Genomic DNA, 24081 nt, shown 5'->3' with positions numbered 1-24081 from the left:
TGTTCACCGCGCCGCGCGAACGCCGCACGCAGGATTACATCACCGGCCGCTTCGGCTGAAACAGGGAGTGGAAACCGTGCCACGCGAACACGCACACACCGTCAGCAGCTATGAGCAGGAGCTGACGCGGCTACGCGAGATGATGGCGCGGATGGGCGGCATCGTGGAGCGTCAGACGGCGCTGGCGGTCCTGGCGATCGTCGATGGCGACGTCGCCGCCGCCCGCGAGGCACAGATGCTGGACCCGCAGGTGGACGCGCTGGAGCGCGATGTCGAGGCGCTGGCGATCCGCCTGCTGGCGCTGCGCGCCCCCCTGGCGGGCGACCTGCGCGAAATCGTGGCCGCGCTGAAGATCACCGGCGACCTGGAACGGATCGGCGACTATGCGGCCAGTGTCGCCAAGCGTTCCTTGAAGGTCGAGGCGCCATCCGCCGAGATTCCGCTGGGCGGCCTGCGCAGCATGGGTCGCCTGGTGCAGGAAAACCTGCATCGCACGATCGAGGCCCTGTCCGGCAGCGACGTGGCCCGCGCGGTGGAGGTCTGGCAGTCCGATGCGGCGGTGGACGAGCTGTATACCGCGATGTTCCGCGAACTGGTGACCTACATGATGGAGGATCCCCGCACGATCCGCTCCTGCACGCACCTGCTGTTCATCGCCAAGAACCTGGAACGGATCGGCGACCACGCGACCAATATCGCCGAACGGGTCTATTACGCCGCCACCGGCGAGATGTTGCCGGCCGAACGGCCGCGCGGCGGAAATATCACCAAAGGATAGAGCCGGATTGCTCATGGCCGGCATGCTTACATTTCGTAGCATAATGGCCAGATTTCCTCACGTGGGTCTGTGGTTACATTCCCTTGTCACGCCGGGCGATGTCCCCGGACAGGGAATGTAGAGAGATCCAGCGATGTTCAGAAAAACGATTCTTGCCGCGACGGTTCTGGCGACCCTGGCGGGCGGTGCCGCCGCCGCCACGGCTCAGGACATGCCTCCGCCCCCGCCGCATGGTGGCGAGATGCATGGCGGCTTCCCCGGGCATGGCATGCATGGTGGCATGATGTTCCTGGCGGGCCTGAAGCTGACGCCGGCGCAGCGCAAGCAGATTCACGCGGTTTTCGAGGGGGTGCATAAGGAGCACAAGGGCGACTGGCAGCAGGTGCGGGACCTGCACCGGCAGATCGAGGATATCCTGATAACGCCGGGCCCGGTCGACCGGGCGAAGCTGACGGGGCTGACGCAGCAGATCGACGCCCTGCATCAGAAGGACGAGGCCGAGCGCCTGGATATCGCGGTGAAGATCCACGACATCCTGACCCCGGCGCAGCTGACGCAGGCCAAGGCCCGGCAGGACAAGATCCGCGCGCTGCAGGAGCAGATGCATCAGGCGATGATGCCCGCCGGGGACGACGATTCGGCGAAATGAACCCGGCCGGTCCCGGCGGTCCATGGACCGCCGGGACCGGATTTTCCGGCCGCCGGCAGGACGGGCGGCCACGATCGCTCCGCTGATGGGGCGGACAGGCAATATCATTGACACTTGGGGGGGAGGGGCGTAAAGCCACCCCGAAATCAGGAACGCCACTCCGCGAGTCTTCGCGCAGTGGCTCGACTTCTTTTGGGGTGAATGTCCTTTGTTCGAGGCGCTTTCAGGCAAGCTCTCCGGTGTGTTCGACGGCCTCGCCAAGCGGGGGGCGCTGTCCGAAGCCGATGTGACCGAGGCGATGCGGGAAGTGCGTCTGGCGATGCTGGATGCCGACGTGGCGCTGCCGGTCGTCAAGGATTTCGTCACCCGCGTTCGCGAACGCGCCGTGGGGCACGAGGTGCTGGGCAGCATCTCGCCCGGCCAGGCGGTCGCCAAGATCGTCAATGACGCGCTGATCGATGCGCTGGGCGGCGCGGGCGCCGTTCCGCTGAACCTGAACGCCGTGGCGCCGGTGCCGATCCTGATGGTCGGCCTGCAGGGCTCGGGCAAGACCACCACCTCCGGCAAAATCGCCCTGCGCCTGGCCACGCGCGAGCGCCGGAAGGTCCTGCTGGCCAGCCTGGACACCCAGCGCCCGGCCGCGCAGCTGCAGCTGGCGCAGTTGGCCGAGCGCGCGGGCGTGCCGTCGCTGCCGATCGTGCAGGGCCAGACCCCGGTCGAGATCGCGCGCCGTGCCATGGATGCCGGGCGGCGCGAAGGCTTCGACGTCGTCATCCTCGATACCGCCGGCCGCCTGTCGATCGACGAGGCCCTGATGGACGAGGTGCGGGCCATCCGTGCCGAGACCCAGCCGGCCGAGACGCTGCTGGTCGTCGATGCGATGACCGGCCAGGACGCGGTGAACACCGCGAAGGCCTTCAACGAGGCCGTGGGCGTGACCGGCGTGGTCATGACCCGGATGGACGGCGATGCCCGTGGCGGTGCCGCGCTGTCGATGCGGGCCATCACCGGCGCGCCGATCAAGCTGACCGGCTCGGGCGAGAAGCTGGACGCGCTGGAAGAATTCCACCCCGAGCGCGTGGCCGGCCGTATCCTGGGGCTGGGCGACATCGCCGGCCTGGTGGAGAAGGCCGCAGACACCCTGGATCATGAAGAGAGCGAGAAGATCGCCCTCAAGATGATGAAGGGGCAGTTCGACCTCGACGATTATGCCGCGCAGATCCGACAGATCGCCAAGATGGGGTCGCTGTCGGGCATTCTCGACATGCTGCCCGGCATGGGCAAGGTCAAGCAGGCGCTGGGCGACAAGGATCTCGATACGTCGGTCCTGAAGCGTCACCAGGCCATCATTTCGTCGATGACCCGGGCGGAGCGCAAGACGCCCGCCATCATCAAGGCGTCGCGCAAGAAGCGCATCGCCGCCGGGTCGGGGACCAGTGTTCAGGACATCAACCGGCTGCTGAAGCAGTTCGACGACATGTCCACGATGATGAAGCGGATCAACAAGCTCGGCATGAAAGGTCTCATGCGCCAGGGGATGTCCGCTTTCATGCCGAAAGGAGCGAAACCGCCCGGTGGCCGTCCGTTCTGACGAACGTTCCGGCACTTCCGTTTCGCTTTTGTCCATACCCAGAGATTAACTTCGGAGAATTGTCTCAATGAGCCTCAAGATCCGCCTTGCCCGCGCCGGTGCGAAGAAGCGTCCGTACTACCACATCGTGGTCGCCGACAGCCGTTCGCCGCGCGATGGCCGTTTCATCGAGAAGGTGGGTGCCTACAACCCGATGCTGCCGTCCGAGCACGCCGACCGCGTGCGCCTGGTGGCCGAGCGCATCACCCACTGGCTGTCGCAGGGGGCCCTGCCGACCGATCGCGTCGCCCGCTTCCTGGGCAATGCCGGTCTGGCGCCGAAGCCCGCCTATACCGAGCAGCCCAAGAAGTCGGCGCCGAAGAAGCGTGCGCAGGAGCGTGCGGCTGCTGCCGCCGCTGCCGCCGCGGCCTGATTTCGCGATCTGCGGATAGGAATGCGGGCAGGCTGAACCGGTGGATCACGATCGTATCCTGATGGGTGTGGTGGGACGTCCGCATGGCGTGCGGGGGCTGGTGCGCGTGCACAGCTACGCCGCCGTGGCGGAGGATCTGGCCGCCTATGGGGCGTTGACGGACGACCGGGGGCAGGTCTGGACCCTGCGCTGGTGCGGCGAGGGCATCGCCGAGCTGCGCGATGCGTCGGGCCAGCCGCTGGCGGGGCGCGATGCCGCGCAGGCGCTGGTCAACCGGCAGCTCTATGTCGCGCGCGATCGCCTGCCGGAGCCCGACCAGGACGAATTCTACTTTGCCGACCTGATCGGCCTGTCGGTCGTGCAGCAGGGGACGGACGTTCCTCTGGGGCGCGTGCTGATCGTCCATGATTACGGGGCCGGGGTCAGCCTGGAGATCGGCGGGGAAGGGCGAACCCTGATCCTGCCGTTTACCCAGGCCTGCTTTCCCGTCGTCGATATCGGCGCCGGCCGGATCGAGGTGGTCCTGCCCGACGAGGTCGAGGTGCAGGGCGACCTGTCGCGCGACGCGACCGTCGAGGTGGTGTCGTCATGACGTGGCGGGCGACGGCGCTGACGCTGTTCCCCGACATGTTCCCCGGTCCGCTCGGCCAGTCGCTGGCCGGTCGGGCGCTGGAACATGGGTTGTGGTCCGTCGAGGCCCGCAACCTGCGGGAGTACGGCATCGGCCGTCATCGCGTGGTGGACGACACGCCGTTCGGGGGCGGGGCCGGCATGGTCATGCGTCCGGATGTCGTGTCCGCCGCGATCCGGGATATCGGACGGGATGGCCGTCCGCTGGTCTATCCCACGCCGCGCGGCCGCCCGCTGCGCCAGGATGATGTCCGTCGCTATGCCGGCGGACCGGGTCTGGTGCTGCTGTGCGGGCGGTACGAGGGGGTCGACGAACGGGTGCTGGAGGCCGAGCAGGTCGAACAGGTCTCGATCGGCGACTACGTCCTGTCGGGCGGAGAGATGGCGGCGCTGGTGCTGCTGGATTCCTGCGTCCGGCTGATCCCTGGCGTCATGGGGTCCGAGGCCAGCGGCACGGAAGAGAGCTTCTCCGACGGGCTGCTGGAATATCCGCATTATACCAAGCCGGCGAGCTGGGAAGGGCGCGACGTGCCCGACATCCTGCTGTCCGGTCATCACGCCGCAATCGCCGGATGGCGGCAGACTGAATCCGAGACGGCGACACGGATGCGCCGGCCCGACCTGTGGGCCGCCCATCTCGCCCGGACCGGCCAAGACACCGGCGGCCCGGTCAGCCTCGCGGCTGATCCGGAGCGGCTGCACTGACAGACGTTTATCAAGCGAGGGACTCGATCATGAACATTATCCAGCAGTACGAGGCCGACGAGATTGCGCGCCTCACCGCGATCCGCGCGGTGCCCGAATTCGGGCCCGGCGACACGGTCCGCGTGTCCGTCCGCGTGGTCGAGGGCGAGCGCCAGCGCGTCCAGGCCTATGAAGGCGTGGTGATCGCGCGGTCGAACAAGGGGCTGAACAGCAACTTCACGGTTCGCAAGATCTCGAACGGCGAGGGCGTGGAGCGCGTGTTCCCGCTCTATGCGCCGACGATCGCCGAGATCAAGGTCGTGCGTCGTGGCGCCGTCCGTCGCGCGAAGCTGTATTATCTGCGCGGCCGTCGCGGCAAGTCGGCCCGTATCGCCGAGCGCGCGCGCGAAACGGTGACGACCGAAGCCCAGGCCTGACGCCTGGCGCCGCGCGCCGCAGCCCCTTTCGGGTGCGGGCGCGCGGCCCCATTCTGTTTATTCCGGGTCCGTTCGCCCCGCCATGCGCCTGACGACGCGTGGCGGGGACCGGGGCCGTTACCCGTTCCGGAGGAGGAGAATACCGATGGCCGCACGCACGCTGTTCGACAAGATCTGGGACAGCCATGTCGTGGAGCGCCTTCCGGACGGGACTGCGATTCTCTATATCGACCGGCATCTGGTCCACGAAGTCACCAGTCCGCAGGCCTTCGAGGGATTGCGGATGAGCGGCCGCCGGCTGCGCCGGCCGGACGCCACCATCGCGGTGGTGGACCATAACGTCCCGACCTCGGACCGGACCCAGCCGATCGAGGAACCCGAGAGCCGGAACCAGATCGAGACGCTGGAGCGGAATGTCCGCGAATTCGACGTGCCGTATTTCCCGCTGCTGTCCGCGCGGCAGGGCATCGTGCATGTCGTGGGGCCCGAGCAGGGGATTTCCCTGCCCGGCATGACCATCGTCTGCGGCGACAGCCATACTTCGACCCACGGCGCGCTGGGGGCTCTGGCGTTCGGCATCGGCACGTCCGAGGTCGAGCATGTGATGGCCACCCAGACCCTGCTGCAGAAGCCCGCGCGGAACATGAAGGTGACGGTCGAAGGGCCGTTGGGTCCGGGCGTGACCGCCAAGGACGTGATGCTGGCGATCATCGGCAGGATCGGCACGGCGGGGGGCACCGGCCATGTGATCGAATTCGCCGGGTCGACGATCCGGGGGCTGGACATGGCCGGCCGGATGACGATCTGCAACATGTCGATCGAGGCCGGCGCCCGCGCGGGCCTGGTCGAGCCGGACGAGACGACGTTCGAATATGTGCGCGGCCGTCCCTTCGCCCCGAAGGGCGAGGCGTTCGACCAGGCGGTGGCGTACTGGAAGACCCTGGTCGCGGACGAGGGCGCGCAGTACGACAAGACCGTCGAATTGCGGGCCGAGGACATCGGTCCCTCCCTGACCTGGGGCACCAGCCCCGAGACCGTCATTTCGGTCACCGGCACGGTTCCCGATCCGAAGGACCAGGCGGACGAGGCCCGGCGCGTGCAGATGCAGCGCATGCTCGACTACATGGGGCTGGAGGCCGGGCAGAAGATCGCCGGCGTGCCCGTCGACGTGGTCTTCATCGGGTCGTGCACCAACAGCCGGATCGAGGATCTGCGTTCGGCCGCCTCCGTCATCGCCGGACGGCATGTGGCCGAAGGCGTGCGGGCGATGGTGGTGCCCGGGTCGGGCATCGTGAAGGCGCAGGCCGAGGAAGAAGGGCTGGACCGCATCTTCCGCGATGCCGGTTTCGAGTGGCGCGAGGCCGGGTGTTCCATGTGCCTGGGCATGAACCCGGACAAGCTGACGCCCGGGCAACGCTGTGCCTCGACCTCCAACCGCAATTTCGAGGGACGCCAGGGCCCGGGTGGACGCACCCACCTGCTGTCGCCCGCGATGGCGGCGGCGGCGGCGGTGACGGGACATCTGACGGACGTGCGGGAGCTGATCTGAACCATGGACAAATTCACCGTTCTGACCGCGATCGCGGCGCCGCTGCCCGAAGCCAACATCGACACGGACAAGATCATTCCCGCCCGTTTCCTCAAGACGACCAAGCGGTCGGGCCTGGGCGTGCATGCGTTCGACGGCATGCGCTACAATCCCGACGGGTCGGAGAAGCCGGATTTCGTCCTGAACCAGGAGCCCTACCGCAAGGCGGGGATCCTGATCACCTACGATAACCTGGGCTGCGGGTCGTCGCGCGAGCATGCGCCGTGGGCGCTGCTGGATTTCGGCATCCGCTGCGTGATTGCGCCGTCGTTCGCCGATATCTTCTTCAACAACTGCTTCAAGAACGGGATCGTGCCGATCCGGCTGCCGCGCGAAATCTGCGACATGCTGATGGACGACGCGCGCCTGGGCGGGAACGGACGGCTGACGGTCGATCTGGAACGCCAGGTGGTGATCCGGCCCGACGGCGAGGAGATCGGATTCGAGATCGACCCGCTGCGCAAGCATCTGCTGCTGGAAGGGCTGGACGATATCGGCCAGACCCTGCAGCACGAGGGCGCGATCGGCACGTTCGAAACCGCCCGGCAGCAGGCCCAGCCCTGGCAGACGCGGATCGTCATCGACTGATCGTCCGCGCGCCCTGGAGCGGGGTGGCCCCTTATCAGGATGGAAAGAACAAGATGACCGCCACGAAGAAACTCCTCGTCCTGCCCGGCGACGGGATCGGCCCCGAAGTCATGAACGAGGTCGCGCGCGTCGTGGCGTGGATGAGCCGCGTGCGTGGGATTTCCTTCGATATTTCCGAGGATCTGGTCGGCGGAGCGTCGCTTGCGGTGCATGGGGTGCCCATTCGTGACGAGGTAATCCAGGCGGCGAAGGCGGCCGATGCCGTGCTGTTCGGCTCGGTCGGCGATCCGAAATGGGCGTCGGTCGGTTTCGACCGCCGTCCGGAGGTCGCGATCCTGAAGCTGCGCCAGGAACTGGAGCTGTTCGCCAACCTGCGTCCCGCCAAGGTGTTCGACGCGCTTGTCGATGCCAGCACCCTGAAGCCCGAGGTGGTGGCCGGCCTGGACATCATGATCGTGCGGGAAACCGTGGGCGGCATCTATTTCGGCGAGCCGCGCGGGATCGAGACGCTGCCCGACGGCAGCAAGCGCGGCATCAATACCGAAGTCTACACCACGGCGGAAATCGAGCGCGTGGCCCGCGTCGCCTTCGACCTGGCGCGGCAGCGCGGCAACCGCGTGTGCTCGGTCGAGAAATGCAACGTCATGGAAAGCGGCCTGCTGTGGAAGGAGGTCGTGACCGACCTGCACGCACGGGACTATCCGGACGTGGAACTGAGCCACATGCTGGCGGATAACTGCGCCATGCAGCTGGTGCGCAACCCGCGCCAGTTCGACGTGATCGTGACCGGCAATCTGTTCGGCGACCTGCTGTCCGACCTGGCGTCGATGCTGACCGGGAGCCTGGGGATGTTGCCGTCCGCGACCCTGGGCACGGTCGATGCCACCGGCAAGCGCCCGGCGCTGTACGAACCGATCCACGGCAGTGCGCCGGACATCGCGGGCAAGGGGCTGGCGAATCCGCTGGCGCAGATCCTCTCGTTCTCCATGTTGCTGCGGTATTCGTTCGGCATGGATGCCGAAGCCGAACTGATCGAGACCGCGGTGTCCAACGTGCTGGCCAGCGGCCTGCGTACCGCCGATATCATGAGCCCCGGCATGGCCCAGGTCGGCACCGCCGTGATGGGCGAGGCCGTGGTGCGTGAACTGGACAAGCTGAACGGCTGAACAGGCCGACCCCCGCGGGGGGCATGGGGCGGGCTCTCCTTTCACGAGGAGAGGGGGAGTCCGTCATTTTTTCACTTTTCCTGCTCCAGATCATCTGGAACAGTTTCCGGTATGAAAACGATCCGGACGATCATCGCCTGTGCCGCGATGCTGGCGGCGCCCCCCGCCCTTGCTGATTCGCCTCCCGCCGACGGGGTGCCTGCCTTTCTGTCCGATGTGTCCGGCCCTGATGCCCTTGCGTGGGTCCGGCGCCAGAATCAGCACACGTTCGATACGCTGCAGGACGATTCGCGCTATCACGCGTTCTACGACGCCGTCCTGGCGGTGGAACAGGATCGGCACCGCATTCCCAAACCGACCTTCCTGGCCGGGCGCATCTATAATTTGTGGCAGGACGACCAGCATCCGCGCGGCATCTGGCGCGAATCGGACGTGTCGTCGTTCGTCGTGGCGACTCCGCGCTGGACGACCCGCCTGGATGTCGATGCGCTGGCGCGGCTGGAACATCGCGACTGGGTGTTCCAGGGGGCGGAATGCCTGACGCCCGACGACCGGCCCTGCTTCGTGCGATTGTCCGAAGGGGGCGAGGACGCGGCGAGCCTGCGGGAATTTGACTTGTCGACGGGACGCTTCGTGCCGGGTGGTTTCGTGCTGCCGCGCTCCAAGCAGTCCGCGGTCTGGCTGGACCGGGACACGCTGCTGGTCGCGCGCGACTGGGGCGGGGCCGCAGAGGGCAGCATGACCGAGTCGGGCTATCCATTCATCGTGCGCCGCCTGCGTCGCGGCCAGGAACTGGACAAGGCCGAGGAGGTCATGCGCGGTCGTCGCACCGACGTCGCGGTGGATCCGATGGTTCTGACGGACGGCGCGGGGCATCGCCTGGTGCTGATCCGCCGCGCCGTCACCTTTTTCGAGGAACAGTACAGCCGGCTCACCGCGCAGGGCGTGCAGAAGATCGACCTGCCGACGCGCCTGGAATTGCACGGCCTGCTGCGCGGCCGCCTGGTCCTGTCGGTCAACCAGGACTGGACCCCGGCCGGGGGGAAGCCGATCCCGGCGGGAAGCCTGGTTTCCGTCGATCCGACCGGCGCCGCGCCGCCGCAGATCATCTTTACCCCGAATGCGCGGCAATCGATCGATGAGGTCGCGGTGACGGGCGATGGGGTGGTGATGACGGTGCTGGACACCGTCCGGGGCCAGGCCTGGGTGTTCCGCCCCCCGACGGGAGGGACGCAGGGCTGGACCGGAACCCGGCTGCCTTTGCCGGACATGATCTCGGTGCATGTCGTCGATGCCGACCGGCGGTCGGGACGGGCCTTCCTGTCGGTGTCGGGTTTCCTGACGCCATCGCAACTCTGGCTGGCCGATACGACGGCGGTCAGCGTGCGGAAAATCATGGAACTGCCGCCGCAATTCGATGCGGCCGGCCTGACGGTGGACCAGTCCTGGGCGGTGTCCACGGATGGAACCCGCGTTCCCTACTTCGTCGTCCATCGGAAGGACATGCGTCTCGACGGGACGAATCCGACATTGCTGACGGCCTATGGCGGATTTCAGGTGTCGTCGGTGCCCGACTATAATCCGGAATTCGGCCGGCTGTGGATGGCGCGCGGCGGGGTCTACGTCGTCGCCAATATCCGGGGCGGGGGGGAGTTCGGCCCGGCGTGGCACGAGGCCGGCCGGGGCGTGCATCGCCAGCGCGTCTTCGACGATTTCGCCGCCGTGGCCCGCGACCTGGAGAAACGGGGCGTGACCTCGGCCGCCCGCCTGGGGATTCGCGGACGGTCGAATGGCGGCCTGCTGATGGGCGTGGAATTTACGCAGCATCCGGAATTGTGGAGCGCCGTCATCATCGGCGTGCCGCTGCTGGACATGGAGCATTACGAGACGATGGCCGCCGGTGCGTCCTGGGTCGGCGAATATGGCAGCATGAATGTGCCGGACCAGCGGGCGTTCCTGCAGCGGATCTCGCCGCTGCGGGCGCTGCATGCAGGCGCGGGCTATCCCGAACCGTTCATCTTCACCTCGACGCGGGATGATCGGGTGGGGCCGGTCCATGCGCGTCGCTTCGCCGCCCGTCTGCAGGCGCTGGGGGTGCCGTTCCTGTATTACGAGGATACCGAGGGGGGCCATTCCGGCACCGTCAACGCGCCCGAAATCGCGCATGAACGTGCGCTGGAAGCCGTCTATCTGTCTCGTCGCCTGATGGACGCAGGCCCGGCGGCCATCCGGTAAGGCGTCGTCCAGCGGGCGCCGCACAATAAAAAAGGCCGGCATCCTGGGGATGCCGGCCTTTTTTGGGAACTGACCCGAAGGTGCAGATTAGAACCCTTCGCGCTCCAGACGCTTGCGCTCCATCTTGCGGGCGCGGCGAACGGCTTCGGCAGCCTCGCGCGCCTTGCGCTCGGAGGGCTTTTCGTAATGGCGACGCAGCTTCATTTCACGGAAGATGCCTTCACGCTGCATCTTCTTCTTGAGCGCCTTGAGAGCCTGGTCGACATTGTTGTCGCGAACGAGAACCTGCACTTGGTCGTCAACTCCTGCTTGTGGCTGTCCTGATCGGCCACGAAAATGCGTCATGGCGGGATGACCGCAGAGCCCAGCCCTGCATGCGATTCCCGAGTGGGGCGGACCTATAACATGGGCTCCGGCGAAAACACAAATCATTCCGCCCGTTTCCCGCGGGCCCCGGGCAGACTATTTTGGCACTGCACGGCTGCGTCCGGCGCGGGGTTGTCCCCGGGTGCCGGATCCAGTCGAAGACCCGAATCGAAGACAGAGGATGGCCCATACCGTGACCCTGCTCAAGATTGCCCGGATGGGGCACCCGGTATTGCTGCGCCGCGCGGATAAGGTCGCCGATCCGCGCGCGACCGACATCGCCCGCCTGATCGACGACATGATCGAGACGATGGAAGACGCGCGTGGCGCCGGACTGGCGGCGCCGCAGGTGCATGTGTCGCGGCGCCTGTTCGTCTACCGCGTTCCGGCCGAGCGCAGTGCGGGCGTCGACGATCCGCCCCGCGGCGTCAGCGTGCTGATCAATCCCGTCCTGGAGCCGGTCGATGACGAGATCGTGTTGCGACCCGAGGGCTGCCTGTCGATTCCCGGCCTGCGGGGCATGGTCCCGCGCCATGCCCGGGTTGCCTATTCGGGCCTGGACCGCGAAGGGGAGGTTGTGCAGGGCGTGGCGTCGGGATTCCTGGCCAACGTCTTGCAGCATGAATATGACCATCTGGATGGTATTCTCTATCCGATGCGCATGACGGACCTGGGGCAGATGGGGTTCGACGAGGAAATCGGGCGATACGGAGTACGCGCATGATCGGAACGCGGATGGCCGGCTGTGCCGCCGCCTGCATGGCGCCGGGTCGGCCGGAACGCAGCGCCGCGCGCGATGCGGCGCTGGATCGCGTCGCCGCCGCCGCGGGGCAGTCGGGATGGACCATCGCGACGCTGCGCGACGTCGCGGGACCGGATGCCGACCTGCTGTTTCCCGGCGGGGCCGTCGATCTGGTCGAGGCCTGGTTCGACCGGAGCGACCGGGACATGATCGAGGTCGCGCATGACCTGGACGAACCGCGGTTGAGTCGCCGGGTCCGGGCGGTCATCCTGCTGCGCCTGGAAACGATCGCCCCCGATCGGGCCGCCGTTCGCCGGGCACTGGGCGTGCTGCTGACGCCGGGGAACGGTCATGTGCTGGCACGTACGCTTGCCCGGAGCGTGGATGCGATCTGGGAAGCCGCCGGGGATCGTGCCGAGGGGGTGGCCTGGTACACCAAGCGGGTCACGCTGGCCGCGATCTATGTGCAGGTCCTGCTGTTCTGGCTGGCGCGGGGCGACGACATGGCGGCGGTGACGGCCTTTCTGGACCGCAGGCTGGCGCGGGTCGCGCGTTTCGGACGTATGAAGCACCGTCTTCTGTCGGGACGGGCAGCCTGAAGCGGCGGGATGACGGCGTGAACGATCAGACGGGGGCGCCGCGACGGCCCGGTGCGGCGGGGGCCGGCACGGGCGTGCTGTTCCTGCGCGAGGAGGAAATGCGCCAGGCGCAGGAACTGATGATCCTGGCCTGGCGCGATTTCGATTCGGTGGCTACCCCCCTGCTGGACGCGCTGGGGCTGGGCCATGCGCACCACCGTATCCTGCAGATGGTCGGACGCCATCCCGGAATCGCGGTGGGCGAGCTGCTGGACCTGCTGGGCATTACCAAGCAGAGCCTTGGCCGTGCGCTGGGCGATCTGCAGGCACGCGGCTATGTGCAGCAGGAGGTCGGACGCCGGGACCGGCGCCAGCGCCTGCTGTACCTGTCGCCCTCCGGCGCGGGGGTCGAGCGGCAATTGTTCGATGTGCAGCGCGAAAAGCTGATGGGCGTGTATCGCGATGTCGGGGCCGCCGCGATCGAGGGGTTCCGCCGGGTCATGCAGGGCCTTATGGACGACAGGACACGACGCGTGCTGGATGCCGTCGTCACAACGGGCGAACGGTCACGCCGGGGCAGGGGATAATGGGGACGGACGGGCGGGATGCCGCGGCGCGGGATGGGTCGATCGCAGGCGCGCACATCCTGGTGGTGGATGACGACCCGCGCCTGCGGCGGTTGCTGCAGCGCTATCTGACGGAACAGGGCTTTCGCATCAGCGCCGCGTCCTCGGCCGCGGAGGCGCGGCAGGTCCTGGGGTTCATGCAGCCCGACGCCATGGTCCTGGACGTCACCATGCCTGGCGAGAACGGCCTGGACCTGACGCGGGCCCTGCGGCAGGAGGGGCAGGAACTGCCGATCCTGCTGCTGACGGCGCGCGGCGACCCCGAGGACCGGATCACGGGGCTGGAGGCCGGCGCCGACGATTATCTGGGCAAGCCGTTCGAGCCCCGGGAATTGCTGTTGCGGCTGAAGGCGCATCTGCGCCGCTTCACCCCGCCCGCGCCGTCGGACAACCTGCGCGTCGTTCGCCTCGGCGGCCTGGAATTCGACCCGGCACGCGGCCTGTTGAGCGGGCCGGAGGGCGGCGTGCACCTGACGGGCGGCGAGGTCGCCCTTCTGACCGTCCTGGCGCGCCGGCCGAACGAAACCCTGTCGCGCGACGAGATTGCCCGGGTCCTGGACATGGAGGAAATCGGCGAGCGCGCGGTGGACGTGCAGGTGACGCGGCTGCGCCGTCGAATCGAGCCCGATCCGCGCGAACCGCGATATCTTCAGACGGTGCGTGGCAAGGGCTATGTCCTGAAACCGGGGGTCTGACGCCCCGCGGCCCGGAGGAAGGCGCGTTCGATGGCTGTTTCCGACCCACGCCCCGCGGATTATTGTGCGGCATCGCGCATGTCGCGCCTGCAGCGCCGCATGGATCGCCCCGTGCGCCGGGTATTGCCGCGGTCCCTGCTGGGCCGAACCTTGCTGATCGTCCTGATCCCGCTGCTGGTGACGCAGGGGATTTCGCTGGAACTGTTCTACGGCAATTACCTGAAGGTCGTGTCCCGGCGCCTGTCGGGCAGCGTGACGGCGGACATCGTCCTGACGCTGGATCTGCTGGGCCGCTATCAGGCCGATGGCGATCGGGACTGGATCATGCACCGCGTGCGGGAACGCACGCAGCTGGACATGACCTGGAATCCCGGCCAGACCTTGCGCCGGACCGGATCGACCCATGTGCTGGGTCCGATGGACGAGGACCTGGCCGACGCGCTTCGCGTATCGATCGGCCGCCCGACCTATGTCGACTGGATCGACGATCCGCATACGGTCAATATTCATATCCAGATGCCTGACGGGGTGCTCGATATCGGGGCGCCGCGCAAGCGGCTGGATGTCGCGCCGATCTGGTTGTTCGTGACGTGGGGCGTCGGCAGTACGCTGCTGCTGTTCCTGATCGCGAGTATCTTCATGCGCAATCAGGTCCGCGCGATCCGGCGGCTGGCCCGTGCGGCGGAATTGTTCGGGCTGGGACGCGATATCGGGCCCATCCGCCCCGAAGGCGCGCAGGAAGTCCGCAAGGCGGCGATCGCCTTCAACCGCATGCAGGAACGGGTATTTCGTTTCGTCGCGCAGAGGACGGCCGTCCTGGCCGGAGTGTCGCATGATCTGCGCACGCCGCTGACGCGCCTGCGGCTGTCGCTGGCGATGATCCCCCAGCAGGGGACGATCGACGCGGAAGAATTCCGGGCCGACGTGGTGGACATGATCGGCGACATTGCGGAAATGGAACGGATGATCGGAAGCTACCTGTCCTTCGCGCGGGGGGAGGGGGCGGAAAACCCGGTGCTGGTCGATGTCGGCCAATTGCTGGACGAGGTCGCGTCGGCCTTTCGCCGCGCGGGCGGCGTGATCCTGTCGGTTTCCATTCCGAAACCGGTCGAAGCGGTGTTGCGTCCGGACGCGTTCCGGCGCGTCCTGGACAATCTGCTGGAAAATGCCCGCCGGCATGGGGGCCGGGTCGCGTTGAGCGCGCGGCGGGACGAGCGCGGAGTCGTCGTCTGCGTCGATGATGACGGACCCGGAATCGCGTCCGACAAGCAGGAGGCCGTCTTCCGCCCGTTCGAGAGCGGGCGCGATGGCGGAACCGGGCTGGGCCTTACGATTGCGCGGGACATCGTGCGTGCCCATGGGGGCGACATTGCCTTGCACGACAGTCGCCTGGGGGGGCTTCAGGTCAGGATCGTGCTGCCCCTCTGAATCTTGGCATGCAAACGCGGTTTGCCGGCAGAGGTGTGGAGTTTTCCGGGACCGGTTTGGAATTTGCCTTGGCGGGAGTCCGGCGCGCGCTCGTGCGCTTCGCGGGGGGTGGCCTCAAGGCCGCTCCGCTCCGATGCCCGGAAAATCATGCCGGGCATGCCGCGTTGCGGCTCTCTCGCTCGGCAGGCCCTGTTTCAGACGGCCGTCGCCTGATCAGGCGGATCAGGGCAGCGAATTGCCCGTGCCCCCATGGCCCGGTCCATTGTTGCTGCCCATCGGGCCGGTGCTGCCGCCGAAGGTGCTGTTCATGTTGCTCATCGGGTTGTAGCGGCCGACATTGCCCAGGATCTGCTGGAGAATGTTGATCCTGGTGCCCGGTGTCGGCGTCACGTCCTGGATCATCCCGACATAGCGGGCGTCCCCCTTGCTCAGGGTCCGCATGTTGCGCAGCACGCCGCCATTGTCGAAATTCAGCACCAGGACTTGCTGCTTGCGGATGCCGGGAAAGCTGACCGGTGTCGGCATCGTCGTCATGGAAATATAGATCCATGTATTGTCGTCGAACGTCGCGCGCGTGGTCGGCGAGCCCAGCAGGTCCACGGTGTCGCTGCGCGTGCTGACGCCGGGCTTGAGTTGCCCGTAATCGTCGGCTTCGATCAGGGAGCCGCGCGGGATAGGCCGCGATTCGAAGAGCGCACAGCCGGAGAGGAGAAGCCCGAGTCCGACGACCGCGCACGGCAGAAGGCGCTGGATCGGGCGGAGGGTCGGCGTCACGTCCGGAGATGACCGCATGGCCTGAAGGGCATCCTGCTGCATGAAAGAAGTCTCTGTCGGGTGCCCGATTGGGGTGGCGAAGTCAATTCTTCATCGCCATCATAGGTGAATATCATGCCCGAAAATCCGGCGCGGATCTCCGGGCCGTCGGACGGGAATCGCCGGACGGGGGCCGCCATGTGGAGGACCCATGACGGCAGGGGTGCGGCGCAGGGCGCCGATCGAGGAGTTGAACAGGAATGGACGCGGAATTTTCCCGCAGGATCGCGGTCGGTCGAATCGCCTTGTCCGGCAAGGATCTGACGATCGAGGCGAACCAGGACGAATGCGCCGCCCTTGCCGTCCGGTTCGGCCTGCCAGCCATACGCGCTCTGTCCTGCCGGTACCGACTGACGCCCGGGCGTCAGGGCGAGGTCCTGGCCGAAGGCTGGCTGGCGGCCCGCGTCGAGCAGGTCTGCGTGATCACGACCGATCCGTTCGAGGATGCGATGACCGAGACGTTCGCGGCCCGGTTCGTCCCGGCCGAACGCTTCCGCGAGGACGAGGATCTGGATCCCGAGGCGATGGATGAAATCCCCTACGAACGCGACACGATCGATCTGGGGGAACTGGCGGCGGAGGAATTGTCGTTGATCCTCGACCCCTACCCGCGCCGGCCCGGCAGCGTCCTGCCGGAGGGGGTGGGACAGGTCGACGCCCCGCCCGCCGCGCCGGAGGAAGGTGAGGAGGGACCGCGCCGGCCGTTCGCCGCCCTGGCCGCGTTGAAGAAGGCGACCGACTGACCGGTGGATCGACCGACAAACCGATCTTGGGGGCATTCTGCCCGGCGGTGACATATGACATGTCTTGCGGAATGTCTTTCCGTCTGCTAGAGGCGCCCCCTCAATTATCGATAACTGATCGGGGCTCGGCCTGTGGCGGAACCCGGTTAAGATCTCAGAACGGAGGGGCCCAGGCCCATGGCTGTACCCAAGAGAAAAACCTCGCCGTCCCGTCGGGGCATGCGTCGCAGCCATGAGGCGCTGCGCGTCGAGGCCCATGCCGAATGCGCGAATTGCGGCGAGCTGAAGCGTCCGCATCACGTCTGCAGCCATTGCGGGCACTATGACGGCCGTGAGGTCGTCGCGGCCGGCAAGACGCTCAAGACCGCCGTCCGGGCCTGACCGGGCGACGCAGGGCCTGAAGGCAGGTGGGCACGACCGGATGACCGGTTGTGCCGCCTGCTTCCACACGATCCCGTGACGGCCTTGCGCATTTGGTTCTCTCCCGGCAGAAGGCACGCATGAGCGAGACAGGTTCCTCTTTTTCCGAGACCGAGCCCTTCACGCTGGCCGTAGACGGCATGGGCGGGGACGGTGGCCCGGAAGTTGTGGTGGCTGGTCTGGCGATTGCGGCCGACAGGCACCCCTCGGCCCGGGTCCTGCTTATCGGGGATGAAGGCCGGCTGCGTGAGCAGTTGGCCCGTCACCCCAAGGCAGCGGCAATCTGCACGGTCCGGCCGGCGGCGGCAGCCGTTCCGATGGACATGAAGCCGACGGCCGCGCTGCGCCTGCGCGATTCATCGATGCGGCTGGCCATGGATGCCGTCGCCCAGGGCGAGGCCCAGGGCGTGGTGTCCGCAGGCAACAGCGGCGCGATGCTGGCGCTGGCAAAAATCGTCATCAAGACGCTTCCCGGAATTTCCCGCCCGGCCATGGCAGCCATTAGCCCGACCACCAAGGGCGACGTGGTGATGCTGGACCTGGGCGCCAACATGGCGTGCGACTGGCGCAACCTGGTTGAATTCGCCGTGATGGGCGAGGCCTTCGCCAAGGCCGTACTTGGCCTGACGGCACCGACGATCGGCCTGCTGAATGTCGGGTCCGAGGAGTTGAAGGGCGACGAGAAGCTGCGCCAGGCCGCCGAAATCCTGCGCAGCAGCCCGTTGGCCCCCCAGTTCCACGGTTTCGTCGAAGGGCATGATATCACGGCCGGCACGACCGATGTCGTCGTCACCGACGGGTTCACCGGAAATGTCGCGCTGAAGACCGGCGAGGGTGCGCTGAAGATGTCGTTCGTGCTGTTGCGGCAGGTCTTCCGGTCCGGCTTGCTGGCCAAGCTGGGCTACCTGCTGGTCCGGCCGGGCCTGGAACGCATGCGCGAATGGCTGGATCCGCGGCGTTACAACGGCGCGGTATTCGTCGGCCTCAATGGTGTCGTGGTGAAATCGCATGGCGGTACCGACGCCGAAGGCTTTGCATCGGCCGTCGATGTTGCCATGGATATGGTGACGCATCGGTTCAATGAAAGCATACGCGAACGGCTGTCGCGGATGGGGTCGCTGACGGCCCTGCGACCGGGCGCCGAGAAGGATCAGCCTGCGGTCGTGGCGGTCAGTTGATGTCGGAATGGGCCGGCGGGGCATAAGCAGGGCAGGCGCCTGCGGTGCGTCGAACGGCAGTGCCGATGACTGCCGGACGCCGGGTTTGGAATGATGGAAATGATGGCGAGACGCTCGCTTATGGTCGGGTTTGGTGGCTATCTGCCGAACCGGATCGTGACCAATGACGAACTGGCGGCGCGCCTCGACACGTCGGACGACTGGATTCGCGCCCGTACCGGGATCACCCAGCGACATATCGCCGGACCGAACGACAATGCCGTCAGCATGGCGACCGCGGCGGCGTCCCGGGCGCTGGACTATGCCGGCGTGCCGGCGGCGGCTGTCGATGCGATCATCGTCGCCACCAGCACCCCAGACCAGGCCTTTCCCGCCACGGCGGTCAGGGTGCAGGCCGAGCTGGGGCTGCGGGGCGGTTTCGGATTCGATATCGCGGCGGCCTGCTCGGGCTTCGTCTATGCGCTGTCCACGGCCGATGCCTTGATCCGCAGCGGTCAGGCCGGGCGGGTTCTGGTGATCGGCAGCGAGGTCTATTCGCGCATCCTCGACTGGTCCGACCGCGGGACCTGCGTCCTGTTCGGTGACGGTGCCGGGGCGGTTCTGCTGACGGCGGCCGAGGGGGAAGGGCCCGAGGGGATCCTGTCCACCCACCTGCATTCCGACGGCAGCACGGGCGACCTGCTGTATGTCGACGGCGCGATCGGCCTGCGGGAAAGCAGCGGATTCCTGCGCATGCGCGGACGCGACGTGTTTCGCCATGCCGTGGCCAAGCTGTCGGCCTCGGTCGACGAAGTGCTCGCCGCCAATGGCCTGACCTATGCCGACGTGTCGTGGCTGGTGCCGCACCAGGCCAATCTGCGGATCATCGAGGGCGTCGCGCGCAAGCTGGAATTGCCGCAGGAACGGGTGGTGATCACGGTGGATCGCCATGCGAACACGTCTGCGGCGTCGATCCCGCTGGCGATGAACGAGGCGGTCCGTGACGGTCGCATCCGCAAGGGCGACCTGGTGCTGATGGAGGCGCTGGGTGGCGGCCTGACCTGGGGATCGGCGCTGGCGCGTCTCTGACGCCGAAAAAAAGGGGGACGTCAACGCATTGAATTGACGCTCCATCGCTGCATGCATACGTTTGCGAGCATGAGCACAGTGACCCGCGCCAGTCTGGCAGAACACATCTATAGTCAGGTCGGGCTATCCCGGAACGAATCGGCTGACCTCCTCGAACATGTTCTCGAGCGGGTCGCGCAGGAGCTCGAGTCCGGGAATACGGTCAAGATCAGCGGATTCGGCACGTTTTCCGTGCGTCAGAAGGGGCGGCGGACAGGCCGCAACCCCAAGACGGGAATCGAGGTTCCGATCCTGCCGCGGTCCGTCCTGGTGTTCCGGCCCAGCCAGTTGCTGCGGTCGCGTGTCAACGGGCAGCCTACCGATGCGATCGAGGACGATGCCGAATGAGCGGCGCCGGCGAAGAGCAGGAATATTGGCAGGCCGCCGGACTATCCGATCTGGATGCCGGGGGGGCGTCCACGGCCGATGATACGGCAGCCGGGCGGCTGAAGAAGGCGCCGCACGCCTTTCGCACGATCAGCGAAGTCGCGGACGAACTGCATGTGCCGCAACATGTGCTGCGATTCTGGGAAACGCGCTTTCCCCAGGTTCGCCCGCTGAAGCGGGGGGGAGGGCGGCGCTACTACCGGCCCGACGATATCGAATTGCTGCGCCGGATTTCGGACCTGCTGTACGTGCAGGGCTATACGATCAAGGGCGTCCAGAGAATGCTGCGCGAGGGAACGGACACTGGTCCCGTGACCGAGATGGCGGGCGACGATTCGGCGAACGGGTCCGGCGTGCCCCAGGATGTCGCGACGCAGGAAGATACGGCCGTCCTTCTCGATTCCTGCGTGGAGATCGTGGATCTGCCGCCCGACGAGGTTCCCAACGCGTCGGAATCGGCGTCCGAAGTCGTGGAAATCGAGGCGGTGGTGATGTTGACACCCGATGCGTCGGTCGAGGCCCCGGTGGCGCAGCCCGTGGATTATCCGGTTGTGACGCCGTCCGAGGAAGGATCCGCAGAGCCTTCGGAAATCGAACGAATCCGTCAGGAGAACACGATTCTGAAGGACAGCCTGCGCGGGATACTGGTCGAACTGAAGGCCCTGCGGCGGCTGATTCCGGTCTGATCCCAGGAGCAGGCCGATTCGATGCCGATCACGGGTTGCGGTTCGCAGCGCACGCTGCTACACGGCGTGTCGTCGCAGACGGACGGGCAGTAGCGCAGCCTGGTAGCGCATCAGTCTGGGGGACTGGGGGTCGTGGGTTCGAATCCCGCCTGCCCGACCACCGTCTGCGACCGTATTTCCTTCGCATTATCGTTCGATCGGCAGTTGGCATACCGTCCCCCGTTGTCGCGGGACTCTGCATTTGCGTGCGCACGAACCGTGCCTTAAAATTCGCCCTGTTGGCGGTCACGCGTCCAGTTGCGCCAGAGCAGATGCAGCACCGCCATGATGGCCGGCCCCAGGAACAGCCCCAGCAGGTTCCAGCTTTCGACCCCGCCCAGGATACCGGTCAGGACCCACAGGAACGGCATTTCCGTGGAGCCGCCGATCAGGGCAGGCCGGACCAGATGGTCGGCAAGAAAGATGACCGCGAGACCCAGCCCCAGGATCGCAATGGCGGCGATCGTCGCCCCCTTGACCAGCAGCAGGAGGGAGACCACGCCGACGGCGATCACGGCGCAGAACGGGATCATGGCGGCGACCGCGGTGAAGACCCCGAACAGAAACGGGTGCGGCGCCCCGGCGATCAGGTAGGCGACCCCCATCAGGGCACCCTCGCCGATGCCCACCAGGACCAGCCCAGCCACAGTCCCGTGGATGGAGGCGATGATCTGCTGGGCGATGCCTTCCCCCCGTTTGCCGAAGGCCCTGCGGGACACGACCAGGCACTGCCGGATCACGCTTTCCCCGTCCTTCAGCAGGAAGAACAGGGTCAGGATCGAGAAGACGAACAGCAGTCCGCGATGGAAGATCTGCGATCCCAGTCGCTGGGTCACCTGGACACTCCGCCCGATATTGAGCGAATGCAGCAGCGTCGACACGTCGTCGGGATTCTGGAGGTGATTTTCCCACCATGACGTCACCGCCGGCGCGCCGAACGGCAGCGCATGGATCCACCCCGGGACCGGTACGCCGGAATGCCGGGCCTCGTTCATCCACATCGCGATGCTCTGCGCCTCCCGCCCAGCTTCCAGGGCGAACAGGCCCATCGGGATCAGGAACATCAATGCGACGCCCAGGGTGAAGATCAGCGGCAGCACCGTCCCGCCGGGCAGGGATTTCCACCGGTTCCGGCTGCCGACATAGAGCGGCCAGGCGGCGATGGCGAACACGCCCCCCCAGATCAGCGACGGCAGGAAGCCGCGAATCGTGTACAGCGCCAGGCCGGTGAAGAAGATGGCCAGCAATCCGCGGGCGATTCGCTGGACGCGCTGGGGCTCGCGCACGCGCCGGGGCGGCGGCCGGGTGTCGCGCGGCACGATGGCGGGGCTGGCGTGATCCGTCATGATGTTCCTTTTCTGGCGGCTGCCTGATCCATGTCCTGGCCGTCCAGCGGCCGGCCCGTTCAGGGCCGGTCCGCCGTCTCGACGGCCCAGATCGCGAAGGCCTGGATCAGGGCGGCCTCCTTCAGCGCGTCGAAGCGTCCCGAAGCCCCGCCATGCCCGGCCTCCATGTTGATGCGCAGCATGACCGGGCGCGGCGAGGTCGTATGTTCGCGGATACGGGCGATCCACTTCGCCGGTTCCCAGTAGGTGACGCGCGGGTCGGACAATCCGCCGATGGCCAGAATCGACGGATAGGGGCGTGGTCCCACCTGTTCGTAGGCGGCATAGCTGGCGATCAGGTCGTAGGCGTCGGCGTCTTCCAGCGGATTGCCCCATTCGGGCCATTCCGGCGGCGTCAGCGGCAGTGAAATGTCGGACATGGTGTTGAGTTCGTCGACGAACGGCACCACGGCCACGATGCCAGCGAACAGGTCCGGCCGCATGTTGGCGATGGCGCCCATGACCATGCCCCCGGCCGATCGGCCGTCCGTCACGATCCGGCCCGGCGCGCCGAAGCCCGTCGCGACCAGGTGTTCGGCGCAGGCGATGAAATCGGTGAAGCTGTTGGCCTTGTTCCGCCCCCGGCCACCCAGGAACCAATTCCATCCTTTTTCCGATCCGCCGCGGACATGGGCGATGGCGTAAAACCACCCCCGGTCGACCAGGCTGAACACGCCGGTGGAAAAGCTCGGTTCGATCGCATGGCCGTAAGAGCCATAGCCGTACAGCAGCAGCGGCGCCGATCCGTCGACCGGCGTGTCATGCCGTCCCAGCACCGTGACCGGGACCTCGGCGCCGTCCGGGGCCGTCGCGGTCAGGCGCCAGCAGCGATAGCGCATCGGGTCGTGGCCCGACGGCACGTCCTGGGTCTTGAGCAGATGCCGCGACCGGTCGTCCATGTCATAGGCGTACCATTGCCGGGGCGTCGTCGGCGACTGGTAGACGTAACGAAGTTCCCGCGTGTCGTATTCGTAGGACCCCGAGAGCGAGAGAACATAGGCATCCTCGTCCGAGGACAGGACATGTTCCTGTCCGTCGCGACGCCGGATGATCAGGGCGGTATTGGCGTCGCGCCGTTCCCGCCGGACGAGATGCCCGGAAAACGCCACGCAATCGGTGATGTAGCGTCCGGGCTGGTGCGGAACCAGGTCGCGCCAGTTCGCCCTGTCCGGCGTCGTGTCGGGGGCGACCATCAGCTTGAAATCGACCGCGCCGTCCGCATTGGTCAGGATCGCGAACCGGTCGCCCCAGTGGCTGAGCGTATAGAGCAACCCAGCACGGCGCGGCTCGACACAGATGGGCATGGTCTCCGGACGGTCGCCGGGGATCAGCCAGGATTCCGACGTGTCCTGGTTGCTGGCCGAAATGACTACCCAGCGGCCCGATCGGCTGGCCTCGACCCCGATGAAGAAGCCTGGATCCGTTTCCTCATAGACCAGGGTATCGCCGCCCTGGGCGATGTCGCGGCGGAAAATCCGCGTGGGCCGGCCATGAGCGTCCCGCCAGGTCCAGAACAGGAAGCGCGCGTCGGCGGAAAAGGCGAAATTGCCACTGCAGCTTTCGACCGGTGCCCCGACGGCGGTGCTGGTTGCGATGTCGCGGATCAGGACGCGATAGACCTCGGATCCCTGGGTATCCTCGGCATAGGCGAACAGGCGGTGGTCGGGGCTGTGGGTGGCCGTGGCGACCGCGTAATAATCATGCCCCTGCGCCGCCGCGCTGACGTCCAGCAGGATCTCTTCGTCCTGGGGGCGGCCTTCGGGATGGCGGGCGTGGATCGGATGCTGCGCGCCCGTGGCGTAGCGCATGTAATAGCGCCAGGGGCCATGCGGCAGGGCGGGATAGGTATCGTCCTCGCGGATGCGGGCCTTCATCTCGGCCGCGATGGTGGCCTGCAGGGCCTCGGTCGGGGCAAGGATCGCCGCGGTATAGGCATTCTCGGCCCGCAGATGCTCGGCGATGTCCGCGCGCAGGATCGACGGGTCGCGCAGGACGGCCTGCCAGTTGTCGTCCTTCATCCAGCCGTACTCGTCGATCCGGGTCCGGCCCAGCTGCTCGATCCGGCGGGGTTCCTTGCGGGCGACCGGGGCGCTGGGTGGCGAGGCGCTGGTCATCGGGGCGTGTTCCTCC

General features: G+C 66.9%; 26 protein-coding genes and 1 tRNA gene. 23 read left to right on the top strand and 4 right to left on the bottom strand.

The genetic code is table 11. The features are described from left to right. The first annotated feature begins 76 nt into the window (after positions 1 to 76). The 11 genes from phoU (at position 77) to HLH28_RS15135 (ending at position 10758) form a co-directional block, all read left to right on the top strand. The gene (phoU, locus tag HLH28_RS15185) at positions 77 to 778 is read left to right on the top strand and encodes a phosphate signaling complex protein PhoU (RefSeq protein ID WP_182960713.1); all 702 of its coding nucleotides are present in this window, start codon (positions 77 to 79) and stop codon (positions 776 to 778) included. A 133-nt stretch (positions 779 to 911) separates the two neighbouring features. After that, complete coding sequence (locus HLH28_RS15180) at positions 912 to 1427, top strand: Spy/CpxP family protein refolding chaperone (protein WP_182960711.1); 516 nt, start codon at positions 912 to 914, stop codon at positions 1425 to 1427. A gap of 208 nt (positions 1428 to 1635) precedes the next feature. Continuing rightward, a complete protein-coding gene (gene ffh / locus HLH28_RS15175) occupies positions 1636 to 3018 on the top strand; it encodes a signal recognition particle protein (protein WP_182960709.1) in 1383 nt (460 codons plus the stop codon). 67 nt (positions 3019 to 3085) lie between these two features. Then, positions 3086 to 3430: a 30S ribosomal protein S16 gene (rpsP, locus tag HLH28_RS15170; protein ID WP_182960707.1), complete on the top strand. Its 345-nt coding sequence runs from the start codon at positions 3086 to 3088 to the stop codon at positions 3428 to 3430. 40 nt (positions 3431 to 3470) lie between these two features. After that, positions 3471 to 4022 carry a ribosome maturation factor RimM gene (gene rimM, locus HLH28_RS15165; RefSeq protein WP_182960705.1) on the top strand — a complete coding sequence of 184 codons (552 nt, stop codon included), beginning with the start codon at positions 3471 to 3473 and terminating at the stop codon, positions 4020 to 4022. Then, a complete protein-coding gene (gene trmD / locus HLH28_RS15160) occupies positions 4019 to 4765 on the top strand; it encodes a tRNA (guanosine(37)-N1)-methyltransferase TrmD (RefSeq protein WP_182960703.1) in 747 nt (248 codons plus the stop codon). The genes rimM and trmD overlap by 4 nt, the downstream gene beginning before the upstream one ends. A gap of 29 nt (positions 4766 to 4794) precedes the next feature. Then, positions 4795 to 5181 (top strand): 50S ribosomal protein L19, encoded by a 387-nt coding sequence (rplS, locus tag HLH28_RS15155; protein WP_182960701.1) that lies wholly within the window; start codon positions 4795 to 4797, stop codon positions 5179 to 5181. Positions 5182 to 5326: 145 nt separating this feature from the next. Further along, positions 5327 to 6730 (top strand): 3-isopropylmalate dehydratase large subunit, encoded by a 1404-nt coding sequence (gene leuC / locus HLH28_RS15150; protein ID WP_182960699.1) that lies wholly within the window; start codon positions 5327 to 5329, stop codon positions 6728 to 6730. Between the two features lie 3 nt (positions 6731 to 6733). Beyond that, the gene (gene leuD / locus HLH28_RS15145; RefSeq protein ID WP_182960697.1) at positions 6734 to 7357 is read left to right on the top strand and encodes a 3-isopropylmalate dehydratase small subunit; all 624 of its coding nucleotides are present in this window, start codon (positions 6734 to 6736) and stop codon (positions 7355 to 7357) included. 53 nt (positions 7358 to 7410) lie between these two features. Continuing rightward, positions 7411 to 8523 (top strand): 3-isopropylmalate dehydrogenase, encoded by a 1113-nt coding sequence (gene leuB, locus HLH28_RS15140; protein WP_182960695.1) that lies wholly within the window; start codon positions 7411 to 7413, stop codon positions 8521 to 8523. A 111-nt stretch (positions 8524 to 8634) separates the two neighbouring features. After that, the gene (locus tag HLH28_RS15135; RefSeq protein WP_246396251.1) at positions 8635 to 10758 is read left to right on the top strand and encodes a prolyl oligopeptidase family serine peptidase; all 2124 of its coding nucleotides are present in this window, start codon (positions 8635 to 8637) and stop codon (positions 10756 to 10758) included. An 87-nt stretch (positions 10759 to 10845) separates the two neighbouring features. Here the strand turns inward: HLH28_RS15135 and rpsU are convergent, their stop codons facing one another. Beyond that, positions 10846 to 11049, bottom strand: a complete 204-nt coding sequence (gene rpsU, locus HLH28_RS15130; RefSeq protein ID WP_010506446.1) for a 30S ribosomal protein S21 — start codon at positions 11047 to 11049, stop codon at positions 10846 to 10848. Between the two features lie 268 nt (positions 11050 to 11317). On the opposite strand from rpsU, the gene def reads away from it, so the two are divergent. The 5 genes from def (at position 11318) to HLH28_RS15105 (ending at position 15193) form a co-directional block, all read left to right on the top strand. Beyond that, entirely contained in the window at positions 11318 to 11848 is a 531-nt protein-coding gene (gene def, locus HLH28_RS15125) for a peptide deformylase (RefSeq protein ID WP_182960693.1), read from the top strand. Next, positions 11845 to 12465, top strand: coding sequence for a COQ9 family protein (locus HLH28_RS15120; RefSeq protein WP_182960691.1), 621 nt, complete (start codon positions 11845 to 11847; stop codon positions 12463 to 12465). Before def ends, HLH28_RS15120 begins: the two co-directional genes overlap by 4 nt. A gap of 98 nt (positions 12466 to 12563) precedes the next feature. Next, positions 12564 to 13031: a MarR family winged helix-turn-helix transcriptional regulator gene (locus HLH28_RS15115; RefSeq protein ID WP_182960721.1), complete on the top strand. Its 468-nt coding sequence runs from the start codon at positions 12564 to 12566 to the stop codon at positions 13029 to 13031. After that, entirely contained in the window at positions 13031 to 13765 is a 735-nt protein-coding gene (locus HLH28_RS15110; RefSeq protein ID WP_182960689.1) for a response regulator, read from the top strand. The genes HLH28_RS15115 and HLH28_RS15110 overlap by 1 nt, the downstream gene beginning before the upstream one ends. Before the next feature lie 78 nt (positions 13766 to 13843). Then, positions 13844 to 15193 carry an ATP-binding protein gene (locus HLH28_RS15105; RefSeq protein WP_246396254.1) on the top strand — a complete coding sequence of 450 codons (1350 nt, stop codon included), beginning with the start codon at positions 13844 to 13846 and terminating at the stop codon, positions 15191 to 15193. Positions 15194 to 15415: 222 nt separating this feature from the next. Here HLH28_RS15105 and HLH28_RS15100 read toward each other — a convergent pair whose 3' ends face one another. Then, complete coding sequence (locus tag HLH28_RS15100) at positions 15416 to 15985, bottom strand: outer membrane protein assembly factor BamE (protein ID WP_182960685.1); 570 nt, start codon at positions 15983 to 15985, stop codon at positions 15416 to 15418. Between the two features lie 221 nt (positions 15986 to 16206). Here HLH28_RS15100 and HLH28_RS15095 point away from each other — a divergent pair, with 221 nt between their 5' ends. The 7 genes from HLH28_RS15095 (at position 16207) to HLH28_RS15065 (ending at position 20687) form a co-directional block, all read left to right on the top strand. Further along, positions 16207 to 16749 carry a YceD family protein gene (locus HLH28_RS15095; RefSeq protein ID WP_182960683.1) on the top strand — a complete coding sequence of 181 codons (543 nt, stop codon included), beginning with the start codon at positions 16207 to 16209 and terminating at the stop codon, positions 16747 to 16749. A 177-nt stretch (positions 16750 to 16926) separates the two neighbouring features. Then, the gene (rpmF, locus tag HLH28_RS15090; RefSeq protein WP_182943227.1) at positions 16927 to 17130 is read left to right on the top strand and encodes a 50S ribosomal protein L32; all 204 of its coding nucleotides are present in this window, start codon (positions 16927 to 16929) and stop codon (positions 17128 to 17130) included. 119 nt (positions 17131 to 17249) lie between these two features. Further along, on the top strand, positions 17250 to 18347 hold the full coding sequence (plsX, locus tag HLH28_RS15085; RefSeq protein ID WP_182960681.1) for a phosphate acyltransferase PlsX: 1098 nt from the start codon (positions 17250 to 17252) through the stop codon (positions 18345 to 18347). Positions 18348 to 18446: 99 nt separating this feature from the next. Further along, positions 18447 to 19415, top strand: coding sequence for a beta-ketoacyl-ACP synthase III (locus HLH28_RS15080; RefSeq protein WP_182960679.1), 969 nt, complete (start codon positions 18447 to 18449; stop codon positions 19413 to 19415). 69 nt (positions 19416 to 19484) lie between these two features. Further along, the gene (locus tag HLH28_RS15075) at positions 19485 to 19802 is read left to right on the top strand and encodes an integration host factor subunit alpha (protein ID WP_182960677.1); all 318 of its coding nucleotides are present in this window, start codon (positions 19485 to 19487) and stop codon (positions 19800 to 19802) included. Continuing rightward, positions 19799 to 20527 (top strand): MerR family transcriptional regulator, encoded by a 729-nt coding sequence (locus tag HLH28_RS15070; RefSeq protein ID WP_182960675.1) that lies wholly within the window; start codon positions 19799 to 19801, stop codon positions 20525 to 20527. The genes HLH28_RS15075 and HLH28_RS15070 overlap by 4 nt, the downstream gene beginning before the upstream one ends. Before the next feature lie 83 nt (positions 20528 to 20610). Next, positions 20611 to 20687: transfer RNA gene (locus tag HLH28_RS15065), tRNA-Pro, on the top strand. 103 nt (positions 20688 to 20790) lie between these two features. On the opposite strand, the gene HLH28_RS15060 is transcribed toward HLH28_RS15065, so the two are convergent. Together HLH28_RS15060 and HLH28_RS15055 are read right to left on the bottom strand one after the other, a co-directional pair. After that, positions 20791 to 21912, bottom strand: a complete 1122-nt coding sequence (locus HLH28_RS15060) for an AI-2E family transporter (protein ID WP_182960673.1) — start codon at positions 21910 to 21912, stop codon at positions 20791 to 20793. Between the two features lie 59 nt (positions 21913 to 21971). Further along, the gene (locus tag HLH28_RS15055) at positions 21972 to 24065 is read right to left on the bottom strand and encodes a S9 family peptidase (RefSeq protein ID WP_182960671.1); all 2094 of its coding nucleotides are present in this window, start codon (positions 24063 to 24065) and stop codon (positions 21972 to 21974) included. Positions 24066 to 24081: the final 16 nt, after the last annotated feature.

The sequence above is a fragment of the Gluconacetobacter tumulisoli genome, from assembly GCF_014174155.1.
GTDB lineage: Bacteria > Pseudomonadota > Alphaproteobacteria > Acetobacterales > Acetobacteraceae > Gluconacetobacter > Gluconacetobacter tumulisoli.
Note: the sequence above shows the minus strand (reverse complement) of the source record. Positions and strands in the feature narration are given on the sequence as shown.

What these genes read in the sequence shown, in the direction of transcription:
- HLH28_RS15180 (WP_182960711.1), top strand. Translation starts at nt 912, where the DNA reads ATGTTCAGAAAAACGATTCTTGCCGCGACGGTTCTGGCGACCCTGGCG.
- rpsP (WP_182960707.1), top strand. Translation starts at nt 3,086, where the DNA reads ATGAGCCTCAAGATCCGCCTTGCCCGCGCCGGTGCGAAGAAGCGTCCG.
- trmD (WP_182960703.1), top strand. Translation starts at nt 4,019, where the DNA reads ATGACGTGGCGGGCGACGGCGCTGACGCTGTTCCCCGACATGTTCCCC.
- rplS (WP_182960701.1), top strand. Translation starts at nt 4,795, where the DNA reads ATGAACATTATCCAGCAGTACGAGGCCGACGAGATTGCGCGCCTCACC.
- leuC (WP_182960699.1), top strand. Translation starts at nt 5,327, where the DNA reads ATGGCCGCACGCACGCTGTTCGACAAGATCTGGGACAGCCATGTCGTG.
- leuD (WP_182960697.1), top strand. Translation starts at nt 6,734, where the DNA reads ATGGACAAATTCACCGTTCTGACCGCGATCGCGGCGCCGCTGCCCGAA.
- leuB (WP_182960695.1), top strand. Translation starts at nt 7,411, where the DNA reads ATGACCGCCACGAAGAAACTCCTCGTCCTGCCCGGCGACGGGATCGGC.
- HLH28_RS15135 (WP_246396251.1), top strand. Translation starts at nt 8,635, where the DNA reads ATGAAAACGATCCGGACGATCATCGCCTGTGCCGCGATGCTGGCGGCG.
- HLH28_RS15120 (WP_182960691.1), top strand. Translation starts at nt 11,845, where the DNA reads ATGATCGGAACGCGGATGGCCGGCTGTGCCGCCGCCTGCATGGCGCCG.
- HLH28_RS15115 (WP_182960721.1), top strand. Translation starts at nt 12,564, where the DNA reads ATGCGCCAGGCGCAGGAACTGATGATCCTGGCCTGGCGCGATTTCGAT.
- HLH28_RS15110 (WP_182960689.1), top strand. Translation starts at nt 13,031, where the DNA reads ATGGGGACGGACGGGCGGGATGCCGCGGCGCGGGATGGGTCGATCGCA.
- HLH28_RS15105 (WP_246396254.1), top strand. Translation starts at nt 13,844, where the DNA reads ATGTCGCGCCTGCAGCGCCGCATGGATCGCCCCGTGCGCCGGGTATTG.
- HLH28_RS15100 (WP_182960685.1), bottom strand. Translation starts at nt 15,985, where the DNA reads ATGCGGTCATCTCCGGACGTGACGCCGACCCTCCGCCCGATCCAGCGC.
- HLH28_RS15095 (WP_182960683.1), top strand. Translation starts at nt 16,207, where the DNA reads ATGGACGCGGAATTTTCCCGCAGGATCGCGGTCGGTCGAATCGCCTTG.
- rpmF (WP_182943227.1), top strand. Translation starts at nt 16,927, where the DNA reads ATGGCTGTACCCAAGAGAAAAACCTCGCCGTCCCGTCGGGGCATGCGT.
- plsX (WP_182960681.1), top strand. Translation starts at nt 17,250, where the DNA reads ATGAGCGAGACAGGTTCCTCTTTTTCCGAGACCGAGCCCTTCACGCTG.
- HLH28_RS15080 (WP_182960679.1), top strand. Translation starts at nt 18,447, where the DNA reads ATGATGGCGAGACGCTCGCTTATGGTCGGGTTTGGTGGCTATCTGCCG.
- HLH28_RS15075 (WP_182960677.1), top strand. Translation starts at nt 19,485, where the DNA reads ATGAGCACAGTGACCCGCGCCAGTCTGGCAGAACACATCTATAGTCAG.
- HLH28_RS15070 (WP_182960675.1), top strand. Translation starts at nt 19,799, where the DNA reads ATGAGCGGCGCCGGCGAAGAGCAGGAATATTGGCAGGCCGCCGGACTA.
- HLH28_RS15060 (WP_182960673.1), bottom strand. Translation starts at nt 21,912, where the DNA reads ATGACGGATCACGCCAGCCCCGCCATCGTGCCGCGCGACACCCGGCCG.
- HLH28_RS15055 (WP_182960671.1), bottom strand. Translation starts at nt 24,065, where the DNA reads ATGACCAGCGCCTCGCCACCCAGCGCCCCGGTCGCCCGCAAGGAACCC.